The sequence below is a fragment of the Winogradskyella sp. SM1960 genome (assembly GCF_020179375.1).
GTDB classification, from domain to species: domain Bacteria; phylum Bacteroidota; class Bacteroidia; order Flavobacteriales; family Flavobacteriaceae; genus Winogradskyella; species Winogradskyella marina.
In genome coordinates this window covers 60,021-86,478 of the sequence record NZ_JAICBG010000005.1, presented here as the reverse complement: position 1 = coordinate 86,478, position 26,458 = coordinate 60,021, and the positions used below count along the sequence as shown (strand labels likewise).

Here is a 26,458-nt window from a genome sequence, read left to right as displayed (position 1 = left end):
AAATCTGCTGCTTTTGAAATTAATGGTAAAAAACATGCAAAATTACAAAAATTTGTGCAGATTGCTAGTATTATATTATGTTTGCATGCGTTAAACTTTTGTTACAGCATTGAAAAACATTCAGAATAAAACCGATTTATCAAATCATATTAAGGATCTAAAAGCTAAAGGAAAGTCTATTGGTTTTGTGCCTACTATGGGAGCACTACACAATGGACACTTATCATTAGTAAATAGCGGACTAAAAGAAAACGACCTTGTTGTTGTGAGTATTTTTGTAAATCCTACACAGTTTGACAATAAAGAAGACCTCGTAAAATACCCTAGAACATTAGACGCAGATATTGCCTTATTAAAAACAGTAAGCGCGAATAATATTATTATTTATTCACCGACTGTTTCTGATATTTATGGCAACAACATTGTATCTCAAAGTTTCACCTTTGATGGCTTAGAGCATGAAATGGAAGGCGCATTTAGACCAGGACATTTTGACGGAGTTGGAACCATAGTAAAACGTTTGTTTGAAATTGTTAAACCAGATCGCGCCTATTTTGGAGAAAAAGATTTTCAGCAATTACAAATAATTAAAAAGCTTGTAGAACTGCACCATCTAGACGTAGATGTTATCGGTTGCTCAATCCATAGAGCCGAAGATGGTTTGGCAATGAGCTCTAGAAATGCAAGACTTTCACCAGAGCATAGATCCGCTGCTCCTTTTATTTATAAAACACTAAATACTGCCAAAACAATGTTTGGCACAAAAAGTGCAGGTACAGTAACGGAATGGGTTCGTTCTCAATTTAAAAAACAGACGCTCTTAGAGCTAGAGTATTTTATTATTGCAGACATAACGACCTTAAAGCCAGTGAAACGAAAATCAACTCAAAAGTCATATAGAGCATTTATAGCTGTATATGCAGGCGATATAAGATTAATAGACAATATCGCTTTAAATTAATTATCTTTGTGGTATGCAAATACAAGTTGTAAAATCTAAAATTCATCGTGTAAAGGTTACAGGAGCCAAACTAAATTATATTGGTAGTATCACTATTGACGAAGACTTAATGGAAGCTGCTAATATTATACAAGGCGAAAAAGTTCAGATTGTAAATAATGACAATGGCGAACGCCTAGAAACCTATTGTATTCCAGGTCCTCGTAATAGTGGCGAAATCACGCTTAATGGAGCAGCAGCACGTAAAGTAGCTGTTGGAGACACGCTTATTCTTATTACTTACGCCATTATGGATATCGAAGACGCCAAAGTATTTAAGCCTTCTTTAGTATTCCCAGACGAAGCTACCAACCTCCTTAAGTAAAGTTAGGTGGCCAAAGCTAAATCCATTCTAAAAGTTGTTTTACCATTACTCTTAGGCGTTGGATTGGTATGGTATTCTTTATCAAAAATTTCTATTCCAACCCTAGTTCAATACTTTAAAAATGCTGATTATAGTTGGATAATTCTTGGTATCACTTTTGGAATACTTAGCCACATATCTAGAGCTTATCGTTGGCTATTTATGGCCGAACCATTAGGATTTAAACCGAAATTTGGCAATAGCCTTATGGCGGTGTATTCGGCTTACCTTATTAATTTTACAATTCCTCGTGCAGGAGAAGTTGCCAGAGCAACGATTTTAAAAAACTATGAAGGTATCCCTTTCGATAAAGGGTTTGGCACCATCGTTGCGGAACGCATAGCAGATACTTTAATGCTGCTTGCCATAGTAACAATAGCTTTTATATTAGAATTTGAGTTCATTTTTAATTTTTTCGCAGAAAAATTCAATGCAACCTCTTTGTTTTTAGGAGGTTCAGTATTAGCTTTGGGAGCTTTAATGTTAATTCTGTTTATAAAAAAAAGTAAATCTAAATTCGCTTTAAAAGTAAAAGGATTCTTATTTGGGCTATTAGAAGGTGCACTTAGCATTTTTAAAATGAAAAAAAAGTGGGCTTTTATAGGACATACCTTGTTTATTTGGGCAATGTATGTGCTTATGTTTTATGTAACTACTTTTGCTTTACCCGAATTACAGAACATCACATTAACTGCAGTTCTAATTGGATTTATATTGTCTAGTTTTAGTATTGCAGCGACAAATGGTGGAATTGGCTCATTTCCCGAAGCGATTGTTATAGCCTTTTCGTTATTTGGTATAGCAGACGACCCAAGTAGAGCATTTGGTTGGATAGTATGGTCAACGCAAACGCTAGTAATTATTATTATTGGCGGGTTATCATTGTTATATTTACCTCTCTATAATAGGAAGAAAACAATATTATAATTTATTTTTATCGTACTTTAAATTTTTAATTATGCATAATATGAAGAACTTTTACCTACTTCTTATAGCGCTTTTTATAGGCTTTAATAGTCAGTCTCAAGCTATATATAAAACTATTGATTCCTATAAGCTTGAAGGTAAACGCGAATTAAAAATTCAATTACCAAGAAATTATAATCCCGAAGAAAAGCGATCCTATCCTTTAATCATTGTTTTAGATGGTGACTATTTGTTTGAACCTGTTGCGGGCAACATAGATTACCAGTCGTATTGGGAAGACATTCCAGATTGTATTGTTGTTGGTATTAACCAAGCAGATACTAGAATAGATGATTTTTATTACGACAATCATTCCAATCTTCCGTTACATTCTGGTGCTGACTTTTATGAATTTATGGCGGCCGAATTATTGCCGTTTATTGAAGATAATTATAACGCCTCTAATTTTAGAATCGTCGTTGGGCACGATTTGAGTGCAAATTTTATAAATTATTACTTATTTAAAGACGACCCTATATTTAGAGCTTATGTGGCATTAAGTCCAGATTTTGCTCCAGAAATGATAAATAGATTAAAGCAACGCTTATCGATATTAGAGAAAGAAGTGTTTTATTACATGGCAACAGGAGATGCGGATATTAAAGCAATTAGAGCCTCTATTTTAGAAAGTAACGCTATGATATCTACTATAGAAAACAAGAATTTTCTCTATAAGTTTGACGATTTTGAAGATGCCAATCATTATTCGTTAGTTGGTAGAGGTATTCCAAAAGCGTTAAATCAAATTTTTACACTTTTTAAACCTATTAATGCTAAAGAATATTCCGAAAAAGTGCTCACTTTCGAAGGGTCACCTTATGATTATTTGGTAAAAAAATATGAAGACATCGAACATTTTTATGGTTTTGAAAAAAAATTAATAGAAAACGATATTAGAGCAATTGCAGCAGCTAGTAATAAAAAAGAAGATTTAGAATCCTTAGAAAAATTATCTAAACTAATTAACAAGGTCTTTCCAAAATCCATGCTAAGTGCCTATTATGATGGCATGTACAACGAGAAACAAGGAAATTTAAAAAGAGCACTACAACGCTATAAATCAGGCTTATTATTAGAGCCTTCGCAATCCGTAGACAAAGAAATGATGCTCGATAAAATGTACGAAATTCAAGATAAAATGAAAGAATAATGCATTTCATCGAAAAAAATTGACTATTTGACGACAATTTAGTATGTTTGGAACCCCAAATCTAAACCTACTTATCATGAAAAAAACTATTTTTGTAGTTCTAACATGTCTCATTTGTGTAACGTCTTTTGCGCAAGTCACCTACCAAGAAATATCCTCGTCTAAACTTAGCGACGTACGGAAGCTAAAAGTTAAACTCCCTAAAAATTACGATCCAAATTCTGATCAAAAGTATCCGGTAATTATTGTTTTTGATGGAGATTATTTATTTGAGCCCGTAGTAGGACAAGTAGATTTTCAAACCTACTTCGATAATATGCCAGGATCAATTATCGTTGGTATTATGCAAGGAGAAAATCGTTTTTACGACGGTTACTACGATCCAACCACAGGATTACCTACAGAATCCGGACTTAGATTTCACAACTTCGTTTCAGACGAACTATTACCTTATATAGACAAAAACTACAACACAAGTAAGTTTAGAGTTGCCGTAGGTCATGATAATATGGGTAATTTCATCAACTCTTATTTATTCAAAGACGATCTAGAGTTTCAGGCTTATGTTTGTATTAGCCCAGATTTTATTGGATCCTTAAACAATTTCATATCAAAACGTTTAGCGGTTTATAAGACAGATATTTTTTACTATTTAGCCACAGCAGAAAAAGATATTCCATTCCTTAGAGACAACATACTGGCTACAAACGGACAAATTAAGGCTGTTGACAATCAGAATCTCACGTATTATTTTGATGATTTCAAAGACGAAAATCATTACACGTTAGTCACAAGTGCTTTGGCCAAATCGTTTGAAAAGATTTTTGATATCTATAATCCATTACGCGAAAAAGAATTGGAAGAAAAAGTATTACCTTATGAAGGGACTTTAGATAATTACTTAACGGACAGATATAAAAGAATAGAAAAGTTATTCGGTATTAAAAAAGAAATTAGTGAAGACGAAATACAGAAAGTGATAAAAATTGCGGAGCAACGCGAAGATTTAAAATCACTACATAAATTAGGTAATTTAGCGAATAAGCTTCATCCAGAATCTTTAATGGGCACCTATTATTTAGCACAATCTGCCGAGAAATCAGGTAAAACTAAAAAGGCTAAAAAACTGTACGAATCTGCTTTAACCTTAAACGATGTAAGCCATATTAACAGAGATTATATCTTTTCTAAAATTGACGAATTAACTGTCGCAGATTTAGATGAAGAGATTGATGATAATGAAGAGGACGATGAAGAAAACTAGAAAACACAGATTATCATCCGATTACTTTATCGAAGCTTTATATGGTAAAACAAAGACATTTCTGCTTACTAATATGCCTTCAAAATTAGCCACATTAAAAGTTTTAGCTATTATGGCTTGGTTTAAAGACATCAACTAAAATTGTCTTAATTTAGCTGTTTCAAACTCTAATAATCCTGTTTTTGGGATTCTGAAACTAGAACATGGCTAAAGTAAAAACAACCTTTTTTTGTCAGAATTGTGGTAGTCAATATGCCAAGTGGCAAGGACAATGCACCTCTTGTAAAGCATGGAATACCATTGCCGAAGAAGTGATTCAAAAACCCGAAAAAAGCGATTGGAAAACACCAACAAAAGCAACCTCTAAACGGGTTTCAAAACCCTTACTGATTAACGATATAGACACGTCTCAAGAAGCGCGTTTAAACATGCAAGATGACGAATTTAATCGTGTGCTAGGTGGCGGAATGGTTCATGGATCCTTAACATTATTAGGTGGCGAACCAGGTATTGGAAAAAGTACACTTTTACTTCAAATTGCTTTAAATTTAAAATACAAAACGCTTTATGTTTCAGGCGAAGAAAGTCAGAAACAAATAAAAATGCGTGCCGAACGTATTCAACCTAATAGCAACAATTGCTATATTCTTACCGAGACCAAAACCCAAAATATCTTTAAGCAAATTGAAGCCTTAGAACCAGATATTGTGGTCATAGATTCTATTCAAACCTTACATAGCGATTATATAGAATCTTCGGCTGGTAGTATTTCACAAATCAAAGAATGCACCACAGAACTTATAAAGTTTGCTAAAGAAACCGCAACACCAGTATTGTTAATTGGTCATATTACCAAAGATGGTCATATCGCAGGTCCAAAAATTTTGGAACACATGGTCGATACGGTTTTACAATTTGAAGGAGACCGAAACCATGTCTTCAGAATTTTAAGAGCCAACAAAAACCGATTTGGTTCTACCAATGAATTAGGAATTTACGAAATGCAAGGCTCAGGATTACGCGAAGTATCCAATCCTTCCGAAATACTAATTTCAGAAAAAGACGAAGAATTATCTGGTAATGCAGTCGCTGCGACATTAGAAGGTTTACGACCACTAATGATTGAAGTACAAGCTTTAGTAAGTACTGCCGTTTACGGAACACCTCAACGGTCTGCCACCGGATTTAATGCCAAACGACTCAACATGTTACTGGCTGTTTTAGAAAAACGAGCAGGCTTCCGTTTAGGTGCAAAAGATGTATTTCTAAATATAACAGGAGGCATAACAGTTGATGATCCTGCAATAGATTTGGCCGTTGTCGCTGCCATTCTTTCATCTAACGAAGATGTCGCTTTACCAAGTGATTATTGTTTTGCTGCAGAAGTTGGTTTATCAGGCGAAATAAGACCTGTACAACGTGTAGAACAACGTATTTTAGAAGCTGAAAAATTAGGGTTTTCTACCATTTTTGTGTCTAAATACAATAAAATAGCGTTGAAAAATACGGGTATTAAAACTCAATTAATTTCTAAAATTGAAGATGTCGTTAGCTTTCTCGTTTAACATCTTACAAACCAAAATACCGTAACCGGCTTCTAGCTGATATTGGCGTCAAAATTTAAGTCGAAAAACACCATATCATTAAAAAGTTTTAGACTATTTTGTAACAAAACCGCTTCAATGGCTACTTATATATTGAAAGTGGTCTAAATCTCAAAACGTTTTTGAGGCTCCAAAGTATAAAATCGACCGTACTTCAATTACCATCAAAACACATTAAATAGTCCAAATTTGAAGCTTTAGTATTCAAACGAGATGTCATCTAAAAAATAAAATTATTACAAGGCATAGTTGATGGTAATGCCAAGACCAATTTACTTTCAAATAAGGTTGTTTAATCTTACAATGGTCGTATCTTTAGTAACTCAAAACATAAATTGACTCATATGGCAGAATGGTTTTCAAATTTAGAATTTCTATCCAAAATATATTGGCTAGTGGCTATTATTGGTTCACTCATTTTTACTGTAGTTATGATTATGGCTTTTGTAGGAGGAGATGCCGATGATATTGGCGACATAGATGCTGATATCGATGTTGATGGAGCAGGATTTCAGTTTATTTCATTTAAAAACCTCGTTGGCTTCTTCACTATTTTTGGTTGGAGCGGAATTGCTTGTATAGATGCCGGACTTTCAACACCTGTAACCATAGTAGTTTCTATAATTAGTGGTTTGTTAATGATGGTAATTATGGCTGCGTTATTTTACTTTATTAGTAAACTCTCAGACAGTGGGACTTTAAATTACAAAAATGCCCTCGATGCGGTTGGTGAAGTCTATTTACCAATAGGAGCTGACCGTTCTAAAATGGGCAAAGTAAACGTCAGCGTACAAGGCTCTATGCGCGAATTACATGCACTTACAGACTCATTAACCGAACTAAAAACAGGCACCATTATAAAAGTGGTCGATGTAACCGCTAATGGTATTCTCATTGTTGACCAAACCCGGAAACCTATTGAACCTTCAAGAGGAAATAATGAAGAATTACCAGCGTCTAAAGACCGATTTATAGAACCTTAACACACACCAATACTAAGTTTAATCAAATAACCAATCAAATCGAAATGAATATGAATTTACTAATCATTCAAGAGAGTTTTAATGCAGAGGGTCTTGGCGGACCAATGCTGCTCATTTTTGTAGCGCTATTTATAGTGGTTACCTTACTTATTTTAATAAAGCGTTACAAACGTTGTCCTTCGGATCGTATTCTTGTCGTCTATGGAAAAGTTGGAGGCGGACAATCAGCAAAATGTATTCATGGTGGTGCAGCTTTTATTATTCCTGTGATTCAAGATTATGAATTCCTAGACTTAACACCGATTTCTATAGAAGTGAATTTGGTTAACGCCTTATCTAAACAAAACATTCGTGTTAATGTACCATCGCGTTTTACCATTGGTGTGTCTACAGAACCAGATGTGATGCAAAATGCGGCACAACGTCTATTAGGATTAGCGGCACAAGATGTTCAAGAATTAGCCAAAGAAATCATTTTTGGTCAGTTACGTTTAGTCGTTGCTTCTATGGATATTGAAGAAATTAACAACGATAGAGACAAATTCTTAACGAATATTTCGCAGTCTGTTGAAACCGAACTACAGAAAGTAGGTTTAAAACTAATTAATGTAAACATTACAGATATTGTAGATGAATCTGGCTATATCGAAGCACTTGGTAAGGAAGCTGCAGCACATGCTATTAACGCAGCTCGTAAATCGGTTGCAGAGAAAACAAGAGATGGTTCTATTGGTGAAGCTAATGCTGTACAAGATGAAAGATCACAAGTGGCTGCTGCAAATGCACAAGCGGTTGAAGGTGAAAACACAGCAAAGATTGCTGTTGCTAATTCAGATTCCTTACGTCGTCAACGTGAAGCCGAAGCAGAACGTGTCGCAATAGCATCAGAGAAAGTACAAGCTGCAAAAGCATTAGAAGAATCCTATGCTGCAGAGCAAGACGCTGAAACAGCAAGAGCAGATCGCGAGCGTTCATCTCAAATGGCAGATATTATTGTACCTGCAGAAATAGATAAACAAAAAGCTGAAATTGATGCCGAAGCTGAAGCAGAACGTATTAGAAGAAAAGCAAAAGGTGAAGCAGATGCGATACTTTTTAAAGCACAAGCCGAAGCACAAGGTCAGTATGAAATCTTAACCAAGCAAGCGTCTGGTATGGAGCAAATTGTAAAAGCGGCTGGTAACAATAGTAGAGATGCCGTATTATTATTAATTGCAGATAAATTACCAGAATTAGTAAAAGCTCAAGCCGATGCAATTAAGAATATTAAAATAGATAAAGTAACCGTTTGGGATAATGGAGCATCTGGAGAAGACGGAAAATCGTCAACGGCTAACTTCCTATCTGGTATGTATAAATCGGTGCCTCCTTTACAAGAAATGTTTAATATGGCTGGTATGGATTTACCAGAGTATTTAAAAGGTAAAGATAAAAAAGAGATCGAGGCAGATGATGCCACTATCGATCAATCAGAAAAGTAAACTCGACTTTTCTTGACTACAATTAACTACAAAAGACCAATACCAACATTAAAGACTATTTATGGTATTGGTCTTTTTTTATTAGGAGTACTTAGCCATTGTTGGTGTTTTTCTCCAACACCCCAAAGCTCCAGAGGAGCTATATATTAATAACAAAAACAACTTTAGCTATGTTAAAAGCTCCAGAGGAGCGACACACAACACTATTGCTAAATTATAATATCGTATCAACAGCGCTTAAAAATGTTTAATCTGTAGGTTGTCCCCTTGAAGGGACCTTAGGGGTGTTATTCACTGTTTCACCCTAATAACGAAGCTCTTAGGTATGTCACACAACTTTTGATTAAAGATACCGAAACATAGTTTTTGACAACCGAATCGAGAACCAACCATCAACCTCATATAAAAACAATACCCATTGTTATTTCCGCGAAAACAGGAATCCATAAAATTTAAAACCTTTCCTTAACTTTGCAACCTAAACGTCGTTCACATTTGAAACTCAACCTGCAAGATATTCCTCGCGTAAAAGCAATCACCAAAGAGGATTTTATAACGCACTATTTCAAACCACAAAAACCTGTGGTGATAGAGCAATTTATTGAAGATTGGCCTGCCTATTCCAAATGGAATTTAGACTACATCAAAAAAGTGGCTGGAGATAAAACCGTTCCACTTTACGACGACAGACCCGTAGATTATAAAGATGGATTTAATCAGGCTCACGCCAAAATGAAAATGAGCGATTATGTAGATCTACTAAAGCGTGAACCTACAAAATACCGCATTTTCCTTTGGAATATTTTAAAAGAAATCCCACAACTTCAAAAGGATTTCACCTATCCAGATGTTGGACTACGTCTCATGAAAAAGCTACCGATGCTATTCTTTGGAGGAAAGGATTCGCATACCTTTATGCACTACGATATTGACTTGGCTAACATTTTTCACTTTCATTTTGAAGGTAAAAAACAATGCATATTATTTGACCAAAAACAAAATAAGTACTTATACAAAGTACCACATTCGTTAATTGTTAGAGAGGATATTGATTTTAATAATCCCGATTTTAAACAATGGCCAGCACTAAAAAAGGTAAAAGGATGGAGTTGCGAATTACAACATGGAGACACCCTATATATGCCAGAAGGGTATTGGCACTACATGCGTTACCTAACTCCAGGATTTTCGATGAGTTTACGCGCTATAGCTCGAAACCCTAAAAACCTTGGCAAAGCAATTTATAACGTTTTTATAATGCGAAATTATGATAACCTTATGCGCCGCTTAAAAGGACAAAAATGGATTGACTCCAAAAACGAAAGAGCGATTACTAACACCAATCGTTTCATTTAATTTTCTGACATTAATTAAATACTATTTGTATATTTGACCCTTATTTTTAAAATGAAAAACATGAAAAATATTTTACTCGTTGTCGCTTTACTAGCCTTTAGTTTTGGTAATGCGCAAGCTTTTATAGGCGAAGGAGACCAGAAATTTCAGGTAGGTGCTAACATACAAGATTACGCTACAGGTATTAATGTAAGTTTCGACCATGGATTAGGAGAAAACATCTCTATTGGTGTATCCTCATCGTATGCTTTAGGAGGTGCCGATGGCATTGAAAATCTTGATTTTGGCGACCGTTTCGATTTAAAAGGACGCTTTAATGCTAACTTAGGAAATGTAATTAATATTGATGAAAACTTTGATCTGTACCCAGGATTAAACCTAAGCCTTAAAAACTTTGGTGGCCATGTTGGTGCACGTTATTTCTTTTCAGAAGGTTTTGGTGTTTTTACAGAAGCCAACTTTCCTTTAGCGAAATATGATACAGACGATCCAATTGATATACACAACCAGTTCACATTAAATATTGGTGCGGTTTTCAACTTGTAGATAAAAAACGCTGCACGGTTAGAATTAAGAAAACAGATTACATTCTAACAAATAATAAACAGAATACTAAGCCTTTTCATTCCCATGTAAAGGCTTTTTTTATAGAATTAAATGCTACTAAAATGTAAGACTATCATAATTTAAAATACTTTTTTCAAACCTTATTACTCTAATCTTCATCAAAGCTCATACCACACAGCTCAAAGCTAACCACTCACTCCTCACCCCTAAAAATACTCACCAAGCTTCTCATAAACCAAAGCCGATTCCCAACCACGATACAACAAATAATCCGCCACCTTTTTCTTTTTCTTATACACATTAGGCTCTTTAACTTGCTCCATACGTTTTTGCACCAACGCATCTAAAGTGTTATAATAATCGTCCAGATCAATTTCCCTTAATGCCGCATCAATACTATATTTAGAAATACCCCTAAACTTCAACTCGCGTAACAACCGGTTTTTGCCCCATTTTTTAATTCTGAATTTCCCAGAAACAAAAGCCTTAGCAAAGCGTTCTTCGTTAAGGAAGTTCTCCTGAATTAAATGCACCATAATCACATCTATAGCCTCAGGAATCATATTCATATCCCGTAGTTTTTGTCGCACCTCTTTATGGCAACGCTCTTGGTAAGCACAATAGTGTTCTAACTTTTTCTGTGCTTCGTTAACGGTGTATGATTTATTGATTTCCATGCCATTCAAAAATACAATAGATTAAGAAAATGTAGTCATTTATAAGGTAGAAATAAAGTATGGTAAACTACATACAACAATGCTGCTTAAAAGTATTGAAATGATAAGCAACAGCACATCATCGATGATTTTAGCACTTAATAGATAAACCGTAAGAAATCTTAACAATTTGTTAATAAATACTTACTTTGCAAGACACTGACTAACAGTGATTTTCACATATATTTGGTTAGAATTAATTCATCATACAATCCCTCTTATCCCTATGGTTAAAAAATACTCCCTTATTTTTATAGCGTTCTTGTGCTTTAGTTTGTTTTGTTATGGGCAGACAACTGTTACTTATGATTTTTCAGCAGGCGGAGCAGTTACAGGTTTAAATGAAGCTTCACCAGGTATTGAATTAGATACCAATATTGGATTTGGTTCATTTAAAAATAGTGGAACTAGCAATCCTGCACTTAACTCTGGGCAACTAAGATTATATCAAAATGGAACTAAGGGTGGCTCAATTATAATTTATGCTAACAATGGAGCAACAATAACAAGTGTTACAGTAAATGCGTCTGGTACCACTGGTCCTGCTGGTTATAATGTTGATGGGTCTTTTGTCTCGAATTTAACTAGTGGGAGCACCTATACTATGAGTGGGCTTTCTGCTACTAGTGAAGTAGAGTTTTTTCAAAGGGATAGTAATAGCGGTAATAGAATTTATGTAGATTCCTTCGAAGTCACCTATGCTTCTGCTTCAACAGACACAGAACTAAACTTCGCTTCAACAACCTATACTGCAAATGAAGGAGATGGCACAGCAAGTATTTGTATAGATATTACCAATGAAAGTGCAACCCCAACAACTGCAGATATCGTTTTAACCTCTGCAAGTACACCACATGTGACGTATTCCACAACAGGAATTACATTCCCTGCAAATAGCTCTACATCACAATGTGTTACTGTAACTATTGCAGGTAACACCAACTGTAGCGACAGCACTGATTATACCTTTGAAATTCAAAACGTAGCTGGAGGAGATAGTGCCGCAGCAGGAAGTGATGATGAAACAACCTTAAGTATTACTGATGATGATGGGATTGATGGAGCCTTTAAGACGCTTTCTTTTGAGACAGGAGACAATTGGACATACACTGGCACAGGCCAATTAGAAAACGATTTTAATAGATATAATGGCACTATGTCCTATGAAATGAATAATAATGAATCTATAGAATTAGATAATGTTTCATTAATTGGATATACAAATGTGACACTTTCTGTTGCATATGCAGCCACAAATGTAGATTCAGGAGACGATTTATACTTAGAAATTTCATACGATGGAGGAAGTACTTATACAAGAACTAAATTAATTGACGGTACTGATAATTATGATTTAAATATAAACTCTACAGGTTCAGTTACAAGAAATCCTGTTCAAGCTAATCCATATATAATTAATATACCTCCAACAGAAACCCAAATTAGAGTTCGTTTTTCCGATCATTATGCTGACGGAAGTGACTACTATTATGTAGATGATATCATTTTATCTGGTGAAGCATGCCTCTGCTCACCACCAGCAGACCCAATAGGAAGCATATCAGGAACCACACCAGCATGTGCATCAACAACCTTAAGCTATTCAGGGACTGCGGCAGCTGGCACTATTAATTATTGGCAAACAAGTCCTACGGGTACCGACGAAACCCACAATGCTACGGCAACCTACACCGCAACAAGTTCGGGGACTTATTATGTGAGAGCTTATGACACGTCTGGCACCTGTTGGTCAGATAACGCACTAAGTTACGCGGTAGTCATAGAAGATGGTATACCAACATTAACGCAACCAACCAACCAAACCGAAGTCATACCAGATACAGCAACATTCTCGATAAGCTCTGGTGATACAGACAGCTACCAATGGCAAGTAAATACAGGCTCAGGATGGAACAATGTTACTGGAGGGTCTGGCGCCACTACAGATACGTACACCACAGCAGCAACATCTGCACCAATGGATGGGAACCAATACCGTTGTATCCTTACAAATATCTGTGGGAACACCACCTCTAATGCCGTAACGTTAAATTTAAGTAACGAAGCGCCAAATAACGCAAGAAATATTGAAGGTTGCTTTGAAGATACAACCGTTACTTTAAATTGGGATGCACCAGCATCTGGCGTAACTCCAACAGGGTATATGGTATTTGCCAGAGATGGTGGTACAGACCCAACAGGCACAAAAGACGATGCTAACACCTATACTCCAAATACAGACTTTTCCGCAGCAACACCTGTTACACCAGTATCTCTAGGGCGAGTGGTATATAAAGGAACAGCCACTACAGCTACAATTACAGGTTTAACTGAAGATAACAACTATTCATTTACAGTTTACGCTTATTTTAGTGAAACATTAACAGGATGGGCCAATGGTGGCACTGCAGGAAGTACGGTGACAAATGGGCTAGCACAAGGAGATATAACCAACCTTACAGCAACACCATTAACAAATAAAGTAACGCTAAACTGGAACAACCCTTTACCAACGGCATGCTATGATCAATTAATCATTATTGCCAATCAAGGAGGAGTAACATTTACACCAACTGGAGACGGTTCTGCATATTCCGGAAATGACAACGATGTATACGCAAGCGCAAATCAATTAGTATACGAAACCACCTCTAGCGCTTCAACCAAATCCATAACGGGCTTAGCCAATGGGACTAATTATTGTTTTAAAATATTTATTAGACGAGGAACCACATGGACAGAAGGTGTAGAAGTGTGTACAACTCCGTCACTAACCTATTGCGACTCTTATGGAGATGGAGGTGACGGTTACCTAACCCTTACCAACAATGTGCAATTTAACACTATCAATAATGCTTCGGATAATACGGATAATGCTTATTCAGATTACACAGCCATATCTACAACAGTTACAATTGGGCAAACTTATAATTTAGAAGTGAGAGTAAATACCGATGGGGAATACTTTACAACCACAATGGTTTGGTTTGATTGGAACAACGATGGTGATTTTTCAGATGCTAATGAAGATTACGACTTAGGAGTAGCATACAATGCCGTAGATGGATCTACAGACGAAAGTCCGCTCTCTATCGAAATACCATCTAATGCTGTTATAGCTGCAACAAGAATGCGCGTTTCTACAAAATATTATGATACAGATTATCCTATAGACCCACCAACTCCTTGCGAAACTAGTTTTGACGGTGAAGTTGAAGATTATACCATTAATATCGTACAGCCTTTTGATGCTGAGATTAATGTTAAAGGAAATAATATCTCTATAGACAATGGGTTTAACGCACCATACGGTTTAAACAACACGTTGTTTGCCTCCACAAACGTGGGAGATACAGGCCCTGAAAAAGCGTTTTTTATAGAAAACATTGGAGCAACCACTTTAAATTTAACGGGGACTCCAAAAGTTGAAATTATCGGTGCCCATGCAAGTGATTTTAGCGTCACCTTACAACCTAGCGCAACTGTGGGTTCAGGATCTAGCTCAGAATTCAGAGTAGAGTTTAACCCAACCTCAGATGGAGTGCGTACCGCACAAGTAAGTATAGAAAATTCAGACAGCGACGAAGACCCTTATATATTCGATATTGAAGGCTCTGCAGTCTGTAGCACTGTTTTAACAAGCACCGTATGGCCGACAGAAGGACCAGAAAACACAGAAATAACAATTACATCTGCTAATGACCTCACAGGTGCCACGGCGACCATTAATGGCTTAGCGATGACTACTGTATCTACATCGGCCTCAGAATTAATTGTGCTCTTACCAGAAGGGGCTACCGACGGAGACATTACAGTATTGTTTTCTACAGGTTGTTCTTCTGAAAATGTGTTTACCGTTATAAGTGATGATATTTCTACCTGTGAAACTACAGCTGTGTCGACACCGCCTACGGACTTATTTATGAGCCAAATATCTGATGCTACCACCGGAAGTTCGTCTTTAGTTGAAATTTTTAACGGTACCGTATCAGCAATTAACCTCAACAATTATAGCATTCGAGTTTTTAATAACGGAAATGCTTCTGCATCTTCTACTCTAAATTTAACTGGAACAATCGCTTCTGGCGGTATACACGTCATTAGTATCGGAACATCCTCTTGCGATTTTACCGCTGCAGGTTTGGATAGTAGTTTACCAAACCAATCTTTTGACAGTGCTAATGGTATTAACTTTAAATATGATAGTTCAGATTTAATAGAACTATATAACAGTTCCACAGCCACTTCAATAGATGTTTTTGGAGTTTTTGGTAGCGATAATTGGTCTAACGGTTTGGTTACTGGTGAAAACGGTATTAATTTCAGCAGAATTAATACAGCAAGCTCATTGCCTTCCACAACGTTTAACCTTGCAGATTGGGATATTACAGATTGGACAGATTGTAGCGATTCTGATTATAGTAATTTTGGAGTGTATGATTTTGCTTTAGCAACACCACCATCAGTTTCAGTATTAACACCTCCTGTGTTTAATTGTTTAAACACTATTCAAATAGGAGTTACAGGTACTGAAGGTGTGCCTTCTGGCTCAGGTCTAACGTACCAATGGTTTTATTTAGAACCAAGCTCAGCAACATTTGTTGCTGTACCGAATAATGCTGATTTTGATAATGTAGCAACCGCAACTCTAGACATTTTAAATCCTATATCGTATTTAGAGTATCAATTCTATTGCCAAGTGAGAGAAGATGACGTTACGTGTTACAAAGCTAGTAATGCAGTAAAATTAGACGCAGTAACGGCTTCTTGGGACGGCACTACTTGGTCTACAGCTCCCGCTTCAGATAAATTTGTAGTTATAAATGGCGCGTACGACACTAGTGTCACTACAAATGGAGAAACAAGCTTTGAAGCCTGTAGCTGTGAAATTACAACCGGTAATGAATTAATAATTGCTGACAATACCTATGTAAAAGTAGAAAACAATCTTGTTGTAGATGGTAGCTTAGTGGTGCAACCTTACGGAGCTTTTGTACAAGTTAATGACGCGGGTACCCTGACAGGTAATATCTTATCGGATAAAACCAAAATTCAAGTGTATAAAAAAACACCTTGGTTAGAATCACGCCATGAGTACGTGTATTGGAGTGCACCTGTATTTGGCGAAACCATTGGCGATGGATTGGCAGAAGCAAATACAGGAAGAAGATACACCTACCTAGGTCAGAATTTCTTAGATGCTACTGCAGAAACCAATAACAATGGAGCCACCATTCCAGGACAAGATGACGTTGATGATAATGGTGATGATTGGCTATTTGTTAATGGAGCTACCATAATGCAACCAGGTGTGGGCTATGCCGCAACTCAAAATAATTTCGCACCATTCCCAACGCGAATAGACTATATCTTTGAAGGGCCTTTCAATAATGGAATTTATAACATCCCTATTTATAGAAACGACTCAGAATTAAATGACAACAACTGGAACCTCATCGGTAACCCATACCCTTCAGCTATTGATGCTGACTTATTCTTAAGTGCTAATGCTAGTATTGACCAAACTGTAGATGCCCCTATCAATGGAGCCATATTCTTTTGGTCTCACGCTACAGCTGCCGATGCAAATGCTAACGGTAATGAAAACTTAAACTATGCACAAAGTGATTATGCAATTATAAACGGCTCTGGTCAAACAATGGGAGGTGATGGCATAATGCCTGATCGTTTTATCCCTTCAGGGCAAGCGTTCTTTATCTCTATGGATGATGCTGCTCCTGCTACAACCGTCAGTGGAGATATTAAAACTACTAATGTGGTATTTAATAATAGCATGAGAGTTACAGGTAATAATGACCAATTTTTTAGGACTTCAACAACTACCGGAAGTAATAGGCTATGGTTAAATCTTACAACAGACAACGGAGCATCTAATCAAATTTTAATAGCTTATGTTAATGGAGCTACAGATGCTGATGACGGTATGTATTATGATGCACCTAGAAACTTATCTACAGATGTTAATGCTGTTATATATTCGCTTCTTGAGAATTCCACTGATAAAAAACAATTTGTAATTCAAGGTAAAGATCCTAATAACTTAACGCTTGAAGAAGTAATTCCTCTCAGTCTTATCACCACTATTTCAGAACCTACTTTTTACACCATATCAATAGACCAATTCGAAGGTGATTTTATGACTGAAAATGCCATTTACATCAAAGACAACCTATTAAACACCACTCACAACCTCAAAAATTCAGACTACACCTTCACCTCAGAAACCGGCGAATTCAATAACCGTTTTGAAATTGTGTTTACACCAACAACATTATCTATAGACGATAACATATTGGATGCAAATACCGTAACCATTACAGAGTTACAACATGGTGATGTTCAAATTAAGGTTGGAAACGCACATACCATAAAACATGTCGATATTATAGATGTAACCGGACGAATTGTGTATAGCTTAACAGGTGATGCTTCTACTGAGATCTACAACCTGTCTAAATTGAGTCAAGCCGCTTATATTGCAAAAATAACCTTATCCAACGGACAGATTATAAGTAAAAAAGCAATAAAACAACGCTAACATTGCATCATCAAAAGAAAACAGGAAGCTGATCTAAAAAAATAATCCTTCCTATACCACTGAGCGCTTCCAATAACTATCGGAGGCGCTCAGTGTTTTAACGCCTATTTTACACCTAAAAACTACCAAACAAAGCAAATTCATCACTATAGGTATAGCGTATCTATAGCGTATTAACCCCGTGGCTAATCCATGGATACTCCGTGTGAAGTCCGTAGTAACGTCGGCAAAAAGAAGGAGTAATACAAAACACACCTATTAGTGCAATGCTATTACAGTATGAAGGTATTAAAGTGTATATTTTAAAGCTAAAATTAAGTTTCTACCCGCTGCAGATAGTCCAGAAGAATACGGTCGATAACGTTGATCCGTTATGTTTTCTAAACTCGCTGTAATACTTAACTTCTCATTATAGTGGTATTGTGTTCTAAAATTAAGCGTGTGCCAAGAAGGTGCATAAGGATCTCCATTAGCATCTAATGCATAGATATAATCCTTAGACGTTTCTGAAGGTGCTAATTGATTATTGGACAATTCATCGTTATAGATTAGATAAGCATCAAATAATAGTTTGTTTTTCTTCCAAACCAAATGTGTACGCCCAAATCTTGGTGCCACATGTCTTATAGGTTCTTCTACACCATTATTATCTTCAGTTCCACCAATACTGTTATATTGCGAACGTAGTTGTAATTGTTTTGTAAAGTTGACTTCTATTCCGGCTTCAAATCCATAAATCCAGGCTTTTGAAGCGTTTTGTATCGCTTGGATGGTACTCGCTTCGCCATTATAAACCATCTCAGTGTCACCATTAAGCTTATAATCTCTTCGGATTAATGCATTGTCTAAAAAGGTGTAATAGGTGGCTAAATCTATAATAACTTTATTTTCAAAATTCAATTTTAAACCTAGCTCTCCGCTATACGCATACTCTGCTTTTAAATCTTTATTCGGTACCACAACAGCACCTGGTTCGCTATCAAACACCTTACCGATATCATCTATATTTGGAGCTCTAAAGGCGGTTGCTGCATTAAGTTTCCATTGCAATAAATCGCTTGGCGACCATGTAATTCCCGCTGTACCTGTTAAGGCGCCAGTATTCACCTCAGCATCATCAAACGGTAAATTTAAAAACACATTGTTCTCGGTATAATCGGCCTTAGCAATCACTTGATTATAGCGAAGTCCAGACTGAAATACAAATTTAGAATTAGGTTTATATTTTAAGCTGGCATAAGCCGCAGCAGACTGCCAAGTAGAGCCGTCTGGATAGCGTGTAAGACTCACTGAATTGTCTCCAGTTTCAATATTTTTATCATGCCCATCGGAATGTACTGTATTATGCAAATATTCCATGCCATAAAAAAGGCTTGTTTTAGGGTGTAATTTCTTTTCTAAATCTAAATTAAATGAAATGGCATCCACAGATTCCGCTCTAATAGCACGAATAGAAGATTGAAAATCGCGATCTTCTCTGCTCTCTTTAAAATTTTGATACGCTAAAGTCGTTTGAATTTTATCATACAAATTAGAACTACTGCTCAATTTGGTGAACTGAAAATTACCCATAAACCATTGTTGTGGACCGTAATTCCATTCTGCCGAACGCAACACATCGTCTCGGTAACGAATAAGTCTATCGTATCTAGAATAATCTGAGGTTGTAGAAAAATACAAGCCTAAATCAAAATCCAAATCATCAGACGATTTATAACGTACTTTTTGCATCAAATTAATTTGATCGTAACCTGTAGGTACTTGCAATTTAGGGTTTGAGTTGGCAACAATAGCGTCCTCACCATTTTGCCGCGTGACGTATTCTGGTCTCAAGTAATCGTCTGGCCCATGGCTTCCCATTCTTAAATCATCAAAATCAGTATAACTAACACTTGTTAAAAACGCCCAATTGTTATACCCTAAATTAAAGTCTAAATGGCCTGTTTTTTCGTTATTTGCAGATGCAAATCGTGTTAAAGCATTAGCGCTAAAATCTAAATCATCGGTTTCAGAAAACTGAGGTTTTTTGGTATAAAAACTCATCACACCTCCAATAGCATCACTACCATACACTACAGAACCTGCTCCAAGCGTAACTTCGGTCTGTTGTACCGAAAACGGATCTATAGCAATGACGTTTTGAAGATTACCACCTCTAAAAATAGCATTGTTCATTCGTACACCATCGACTGCAATTAAAAGCCGATTGGTAGAAAACCCTCTTATCATAGGACTTCCACCACCTAACTGACTCTTTTGAATGTAAATATTACCTGTGTTTTCTAATAAATCGGCACTGGTTTGCGGATTAGACAAGGCAATATCCTTGGCACTCACATTAACTATGGTTTGTGGAATATCGCGTTTATGTTGTTCAAACTTAGACGCAGAAATTAAGATTTGATCTAAACCTTCCACTTTAGGAGTGAGGTAAATAACCCCATTCTTGTTGGCAATTTCAGATTTAGTGAAGTGTTTATCTTCGTATAAAAAGTCTTTAAAATAGATGAGTTCGTTATCGCTAAAACCAGACAAAGACGCTTCTCCTTTAGAATCAGTAATAACCGTTTTACTTTTTATATCATTAACAACAGCAACCCCAGGAATAGGCATCTGACTATCGGCTTCTAATACAGTAACCGTTTGACCAAAGGTTAATTGTAAAAAAAGAAACATTAAACATGTATGTACGCTATTGCGTTTCACTTGTGAACTCACAATCATTATAAAATTTTGGTAAATTCGGCTTAATGAAAAACCGCGTTAAGCACTTGTAAAGATTTGGGCTTTTTAAAACTTCCCAAATGTAATTCAAAATAATGCAACAATAGATTTAAAAACTCTTGGCGTTGTTTTGCTTTAATGGTTATGGTATTTAGTGCATCAAAACTTGTGCCTAACAGTTGTTTTAGTAGTATTAAATTTTCACCCGAAACAGAGTAGATACCATGATTGGACGTTTCAAAAACTCCAGTCTCTAAATTAAAAAATGGATAGTGATAATCTGTATTTTCAGGTTGAAACCCTAAGTATCGTGTAAGCTTTAACAGAAATAATAAATGAAAGTTTGAAAACTGATCTTCATTATCTAAATACTGAAGTGAAGCGGTTATAAAATGGAATAAATCGGCATTCTTTTCTTCTTCTTTCAACACATTGGAAAGAATTTCGGATAAAAATAAAACGATTGAACTCTTATAAATGTTAGTGTGAAGACTTTTATAGATGTAATTAAACTTCGTCTCTTTAATAAAATGAAGCGACTGATTGGGTTTGTAATTTTCCTCTATTTGAAGTTGAGATAAGGCTTGAAAATAAACCGTTTTTGATAGTCCTTTTTTAGATTTCAAAACACCTCTTAGCATATAACTTACAACGCCTCGTTCTTCAGTATAACACTTAACAATAAGGTCGTGATCTCTATATTTTAATTTAGAAAGCACAATGCTGTTGTTTTTTGAAAGCATGTTTATTGGACTATGAGCACTTTAAGCACTTTGGTTTCAAAAGAGTCTAAATCTGAAATCAGTATTAAATACACACCTGTTCTCACCACATTATTCGCAAGGTTTTTACCATTCCAAATAGCTGTTCCACCATCTATGGCAAAATTATAATTGGAATTAGACGATCTTAAATTAACATTAGACTGGGCTTCGGCGACCAAATTCCCTTCAATATCGGTGATTTTTATATTTACACGCTCTGTTAAGCCATTTATTTTAACCCCTTTATTAATATCGTTAAGGTCGTTAAAACCAAGAATGTTGTATTCTGGACGCACAGGATTTGGATACACAAAAGCATCCTCTAACGTATTGCCAGGTTTAGAACCACCTGCCTTAAAAGATAATAAGCCTTTTATGCTTGCGATATATACAGTGCCATCATTAGGGTCTATGGAAATTTCGTTAATTCTATTAGATGGTAATGGTGAATTGTCTTTGGTAAAGTGATATATAGTTGTTTGCCCATCTGGTGAAAAGTAAAACACGCCAGAATCTACCGTACCAATCCATTTGTTATTAGAACCATCTACTTTAATATCGGTTATGGTTTCGCCTTCTAACAATTCTTTTGCAATACCATTTTCTAGAATAATTATAGAACTTAAGGTTGGATTAGAATCTTCATAAAAACCAGAAGTATTATAAAGTACTCTCAGGCCTGTAAATGTACCAACCCAAAGTTGATTTCTATTATCTATAGCAACCGCATTCACTCTCGGAAACGGTAACCCTTGTTCTTCGGTTCTAATATTTCGAAGCGGATTATTACTTACTGTTTCATTATAAGCATAAATTCCGTTTGTATAAGCTCCAATCCATTTGGTACCATTATTATCTATGGCAAGATCAAAATAGCCAAGCTCATCGCGAATAGCGTCTTGTATTATACTCGAAAAATCATAACTATTCCAATTGCCAGTAATTGGGTCATACGATTTTAAAGGTTCAAATAACAACGAAGATAGCGACCACAACAATCCTGTTCTATCAAAAGCGGTAGCCGAAACTCTTAAACTCCTAAAATTAGGAGATCCTGGCAATACTAAAGATTCTAAACCACTATTGGTTTCATCATATAAAATGGTGGGTTCAAAATCATTTAATTCTAGAAGACCATCTTGAAAGGAACTCACAAAGACTTGATTGGAAACAAAAGGGTTCACGGCTATTTGAGACAAGTTTCTACCTCCAAATAGACTATCATACGGAATGCTTTCCCACACTTCATTTCTATAATAACTTATACCTCTACTTCTAACTGGACTTGGAACTAAATCCTCTGTATAATCCCCAAAACTAGACCAAACCACGCCAGATTCTGCATTAAGCCTAAAGGTTTCATTAAATAAAGGACCATTAGGTTTAATTTCAGAATACTCTCCTACTACAGAAATTGAATTGTTTAGAACTCCAAAGGCTTCCGTACCTATATATATAGAATCATCTAAACTAACTGCTGAAGTAAAATTAGAATCAAATGCTTCCGTAGGCTGAAAACTATTGACAAGTCCTAGGTTTTCATCATACACATAAATCGTATTTAAAGTTGAATACACCAAATTAGAGTCTGACATATCAGCGTCTAGAGGCAATACCGGAAATGTAAACAACGTATTTATTGTAGCTCCATTTATTTCGTAAAGCACCCGATTATCACGTACTGAATACAATTTATTATTAATCGTATTCATAGTATAATAATTACCCATTATAACGGTTTGCCATTGCTGATAATCTATTAAATTAGGATTGTTTAAATCGGCTCTTTTTATACCATTACCAGCTAAACATGCCGCATAAATTTCATTATTTAAAATTGAAACCTGAGTTACAGTGACCTGAGATCCTCCATTACCTAAAAAATATGTGTCACCAAACTCCAAGCGTTCTAAATCATAAACAGAAACCCCATAATTTGTAGATATATATATTAGGCCTTCATTCTCAAAGAAATGATTAATCCCTTTATTTACAGGAGTAATATTTTGTTTATCTAATATATCGACAACAGATAATACTGAATTGTCGGTTTCAGAATAGACCTCTACTAATCCTGTTTCATAACCAATAAGCAGATACTGATACAATTCACTGTAATAAATGGTGGTAATTTGCTCACCTGAAAGGCCTTCAACAGAGGTAATAGTTGTGATCTCATTGGTTTGTGTATCATATTTAAAAACTGCATTTTGAGCCGCAGCATATAGGGTATGATTACCACTAACGACGTCCACTATATTGTTATAGGAATAATGACCTTGCCATAATGCTGTGAAATCTTGACTATAACATGAAGCCGTAAGTCCAAATACCAGAATAAAGATTTTAAAAACAGTGTTACTCATTTAAGAAATAAGGTTTGTTCAAATATATTTAATACTAACGATAAATTATACGCTTATCATATATTATGTCATAAAAAAGCTCCTGTAAGGCATACAGAAGCTTGAAAATATACTTTTTTAAATTTGATTATACGACACCTTGTGCCAACATAGCATCCGCAATTTTTACGAAACCAGCGATATTTGCTCCTTTAATATAGTCTATGGAACCATCTTCGTTTTTTCCATATGTTACACAAGAGTCGTGAATGTCTTGCATAATGCCTTTTAGGCGCTCATCTACTTTTTCTCTAGACCAACTATAACGCAATGAGTTCTGGCTCATCTCTAATCCAGATGTGGTTACGCCTCCTGCATTTGACGCTTTACCTGGAGCAAACAATAATTTAGCTTTTTGAAACTCATGAATAGCCCCGGGAGTTGAAGGCATGTTTGCCCCTTCAGCTACACAAATACAACCATTTCCTACTAACTGTTTTGCCTCTTCAGCATTTAACTCATTTTGAGTAGCACATGGTAGCGCAATATCACATTTTACAGACCAAGGCCTTTCATCTGCATAGTATTTAGCATTTGGATACTGATCAACATATTCTCTTATTCTACCGCGCTTTACATTTTTAAGATCCATAACAAACTTCAATTTCTCAGAATCTATACCATCTTCATCAACAATATAGCCCCCAGAATCGGATAAAGTAAGTACTGTTGCTCCTAATTCTATTGCTTTTTCAGCTGCATATTGTGCTACATTTCCAGATCCAGAAATTACAACCGTTTTATCTTTGATTGCGTCATCCTTTAACTTTAACATACTTTGCGCAAAATAAACCGTTCCGTATCCTGTAGATTCAGGTCTAATTAGTGAGCCTCCCCAAGTTGGCCCTTTACCCGTTAATACACCAGTAAATTCATTTTTTAGTTTTTTGTAAGTTCCAAACATATAACCAACCTCACGTGCTCCTACTCCTATATCACCTGCCGGAACATCTGTAAACTGTCCTATATGTCTAAATAATTCACTCATAAAGGCCTGACAGAATCGCATAATCTCACCATCTGACTTTCCTTTTGGGTCAAAATCCGAACCGCCTTTTCCTCCCCCCATTGGCAATGTGGTTAAGGCATTTTTAAATACTTGCTCAAAAGCTAAGAATTTTAAAATACTTGCATTAACAGAGGGATGAAAACGTAAACCTCCTTTATAAGGACCAATAGCAGAGTTCATTTGAACCCTATAACCTCTATTAACTTGAATTTCTCCCGCATCATCAACCCAACTAACCCTAAAAGCAATTAAGCGTTCGGGTTCAACCATTCTTAATAGAATGTTTTTTCCACTGTATAATTTATGTTGTGCTATATATGGTATTAAGGATTCCGCGACTTCTTGAACGGCTTGTAAAAACTCTGGCTCATGACTGTTTCTGGCATTTACTTCTGCTAAAAACCTATCAATTTTGTCTCTCATTTGTATTTATTTATTATCGAAATTAAATAATTCGTATACCAATTCTAAATAATAATCTATTTTTGTGAAAACTTTACGATATTTTATTTAAAACAGGTAATTGTAAGAATATTTTGATATATTGTGGCTTCCTTATTACTTTAGTAATTAGACACATATCAATATAGTAAATGTGATATTGTAATCATTCTTGTTCAAATCGAAAAGGGGTTAAATTTTATGAAAAAAACAAAAACATGCATTTTGTCGGTTTTATTTGGTAGTTTATCGAGTTTTTATATATTTGCTTGGTAAAAGCATCAATTTTCAAAATTACATGACATTAAAAATAAAAAAATTATTCATTGCATTTTTATTGCTTTTTGCAATGCAATTGAGTTCTTCTCAAAGCTTTTCACATGAAATTGGGATTATTGCAGGTCCTGTTGCTTATCAATCTGACTTTGGTGAGCGTTACGACTTTGAAACTAACACAGGTAATGTAGGGTTTGGAATTGGTCTTGTTTATTTTATGAACTTTGACTATCTCGCTAACTATTATTCGTATTCTAGAAACAACTACTTTACGAACCATTTTAAAATTCGTGCCGAATTATCCTGGAACAAAACAGGACTTAATCATTATGGGCAATGGGTTGATGACAGCCGAACAAGTGTTGCGGCAGATAAACTAAGAGCGCATTCTGGGGAATCTCAAAATTTCGACTTAGGAGTTCAACTTGAGTACTTTCCACTGAGTACACGAGCTTTAAATCGTGGAGGGGATAGATTTGGACCATTCGCAAGTTTAGGTGTACATTACGTGTTTTATAATCCTGATGTATCAACCACATACGGTGACCAGAACCCTGATAATTCAAACAACTTTTATCCTAGTTGGGAACCAGGCTCTATAGATGCTACTAATGGGTCAACTTGGTCCGTAGTTGGTAGCGTAGGAGTACGATACAATATGAGTCCTATTTCACATTTAATAGTAGATTTAAGAATTCAAAGCTTTTTTGATGATTATACAGACGGATTAGACCACCAATTAGATTCTAATAAAACAAATGACTGGTTAGTTTGGTTAAATGTTGGTTACATTTTCTTATTTGACTAAACCTTCAATATAACAGATATA

General features: G+C 35.7%; 18 protein-coding genes. 13 read left to right on the top strand and 5 right to left on the bottom strand.

What is annotated here, in order from left to right; all coding sequences use genetic code 11:
* Positions 1-109 precede the first annotated feature (109 nt).
* The 11 genes from panC (at position 110) to K1X16_RS12755 (ending at position 10,714) form a co-directional block, all read left to right on the top strand.
* The gene (gene panC / locus K1X16_RS12805) at positions 110-961 is read left to right on the top strand and encodes a pantoate--beta-alanine ligase (protein ID WP_225036677.1); all 852 of its coding nucleotides are present in this window, start codon (positions 110-112) and stop codon (positions 959-961) included.
* Positions 962-974: 13 nt separating this feature from the next.
* Positions 975-1,325 carry an aspartate 1-decarboxylase gene (gene panD, locus K1X16_RS12800; protein WP_195871030.1) on the top strand — a complete coding sequence of 117 codons (351 nt, stop codon included), beginning with the start codon at positions 975-977 and terminating at the stop codon, positions 1,323-1,325.
* Between the two features lie 6 nt (positions 1,326-1,331).
* The gene (locus K1X16_RS12795; RefSeq protein ID WP_225036668.1) at positions 1,332-2,291 is read left to right on the top strand and encodes a YbhN family protein; all 960 of its coding nucleotides are present in this window, start codon (positions 1,332-1,334) and stop codon (positions 2,289-2,291) included.
* A gap of 40 nt (positions 2,292-2,331) precedes the next feature.
* Positions 2,332-3,480, top strand: coding sequence for an alpha/beta hydrolase (locus K1X16_RS12790; protein WP_225036666.1), 1,149 nt, complete (start codon positions 2,332-2,334; stop codon positions 3,478-3,480).
* A gap of 76 nt (positions 3,481-3,556) precedes the next feature.
* Entirely contained in the window at positions 3,557-4,744 is a 1,188-nt protein-coding gene (locus K1X16_RS12785; protein ID WP_225036664.1) for an alpha/beta hydrolase, read from the top strand.
* Positions 4,731-4,883 (top strand): hypothetical protein, encoded by a 153-nt coding sequence (locus tag K1X16_RS12780; protein WP_225036663.1) that lies wholly within the window; start codon positions 4,731-4,733, stop codon positions 4,881-4,883. Before K1X16_RS12785 ends, K1X16_RS12780 begins: the two co-directional genes overlap by 14 nt.
* Positions 4,884-4,947: 64 nt before the next feature.
* Positions 4,948-6,309: a DNA repair protein RadA gene (gene radA, locus K1X16_RS12775; RefSeq protein ID WP_225036662.1), complete on the top strand. Its 1,362-nt coding sequence runs from the start codon at positions 4,948-4,950 to the stop codon at positions 6,307-6,309.
* Between the two features lie 383 nt (positions 6,310-6,692).
* Positions 6,693-7,331 carry a hypothetical protein gene (locus tag K1X16_RS12770; protein ID WP_225036661.1) on the top strand — a complete coding sequence of 213 codons (639 nt, stop codon included), beginning with the start codon at positions 6,693-6,695 and terminating at the stop codon, positions 7,329-7,331.
* A 50-nt stretch (positions 7,332-7,381) separates the two neighbouring features.
* Complete coding sequence (locus tag K1X16_RS12765) at positions 7,382-8,812, top strand: flotillin family protein (protein ID WP_225036659.1); 1,431 nt, start codon at positions 7,382-7,384, stop codon at positions 8,810-8,812.
* A gap of 495 nt (positions 8,813-9,307) precedes the next feature.
* Complete coding sequence (locus K1X16_RS12760) at positions 9,308-10,168, top strand: cupin-like domain-containing protein (RefSeq protein ID WP_225036656.1); 861 nt, start codon at positions 9,308-9,310, stop codon at positions 10,166-10,168.
* Positions 10,169-10,228: 60 nt separating this feature from the next.
* Positions 10,229-10,714 (top strand): DUF6646 family protein, encoded by a 486-nt coding sequence (locus tag K1X16_RS12755; protein WP_195871020.1) that lies wholly within the window; start codon positions 10,229-10,231, stop codon positions 10,712-10,714.
* 227 nt (positions 10,715-10,941) lie between these two features.
* Here the strand turns inward: K1X16_RS12755 and K1X16_RS12750 are convergent, their stop codons facing one another.
* A complete protein-coding gene (locus tag K1X16_RS12750) occupies positions 10,942-11,412 on the bottom strand; it encodes a regulatory protein RecX (RefSeq protein ID WP_225036654.1) in 471 nt (156 codons plus the stop codon).
* 265 nt (positions 11,413-11,677) lie between these two features.
* Between K1X16_RS12750 and K1X16_RS12745 the strand changes: the two genes are divergently transcribed.
* On the top strand, positions 11,678-18,010 hold the full coding sequence (locus K1X16_RS12745) for a GEVED domain-containing protein (protein WP_225036653.1): 6,333 nt from the start codon (positions 11,678-11,680) through the stop codon (positions 18,008-18,010).
* Positions 18,011-18,298: 288 nt separating this feature from the next.
* Here the strand turns inward: K1X16_RS12745 and K1X16_RS12740 are convergent, their stop codons facing one another.
* From K1X16_RS12740 to gdhA, 4 genes are all read right to left on the bottom strand, one after another.
* Positions 18,299-20,686, bottom strand: a complete 2,388-nt coding sequence (locus tag K1X16_RS12740; protein WP_225036651.1) for a TonB-dependent receptor plug domain-containing protein — start codon at positions 20,684-20,686, stop codon at positions 18,299-18,301.
* Between the two features lie 71 nt (positions 20,687-20,757).
* A complete protein-coding gene (gene recO / locus K1X16_RS12735; RefSeq protein WP_225036649.1) occupies positions 20,758-21,477 on the bottom strand; it encodes a DNA repair protein RecO in 720 nt (239 codons plus the stop codon).
* Between the two features lie 2 nt (positions 21,478-21,479).
* Positions 21,480-23,864: a two-component regulator propeller domain-containing protein gene (locus tag K1X16_RS12730; protein ID WP_225036647.1), complete on the bottom strand. Its 2,385-nt coding sequence runs from the start codon at positions 23,862-23,864 to the stop codon at positions 21,480-21,482.
* Positions 23,865-23,991: 127 nt separating this feature from the next.
* Positions 23,992-25,335, bottom strand: a complete 1,344-nt coding sequence (gene gdhA, locus K1X16_RS12725; protein ID WP_225036645.1) for an NADP-specific glutamate dehydrogenase — start codon at positions 25,333-25,335, stop codon at positions 23,992-23,994.
* A 316-nt stretch (positions 25,336-25,651) separates the two neighbouring features.
* On the opposite strand from gdhA, the gene K1X16_RS12720 reads away from it, so the two are divergent.
* A complete protein-coding gene (locus K1X16_RS12720; protein WP_225036643.1) occupies positions 25,652-26,437 on the top strand; it encodes a THC0290_0291 family protein in 786 nt (261 codons plus the stop codon).
* Positions 26,438-26,458: the final 21 nt, after the last annotated feature.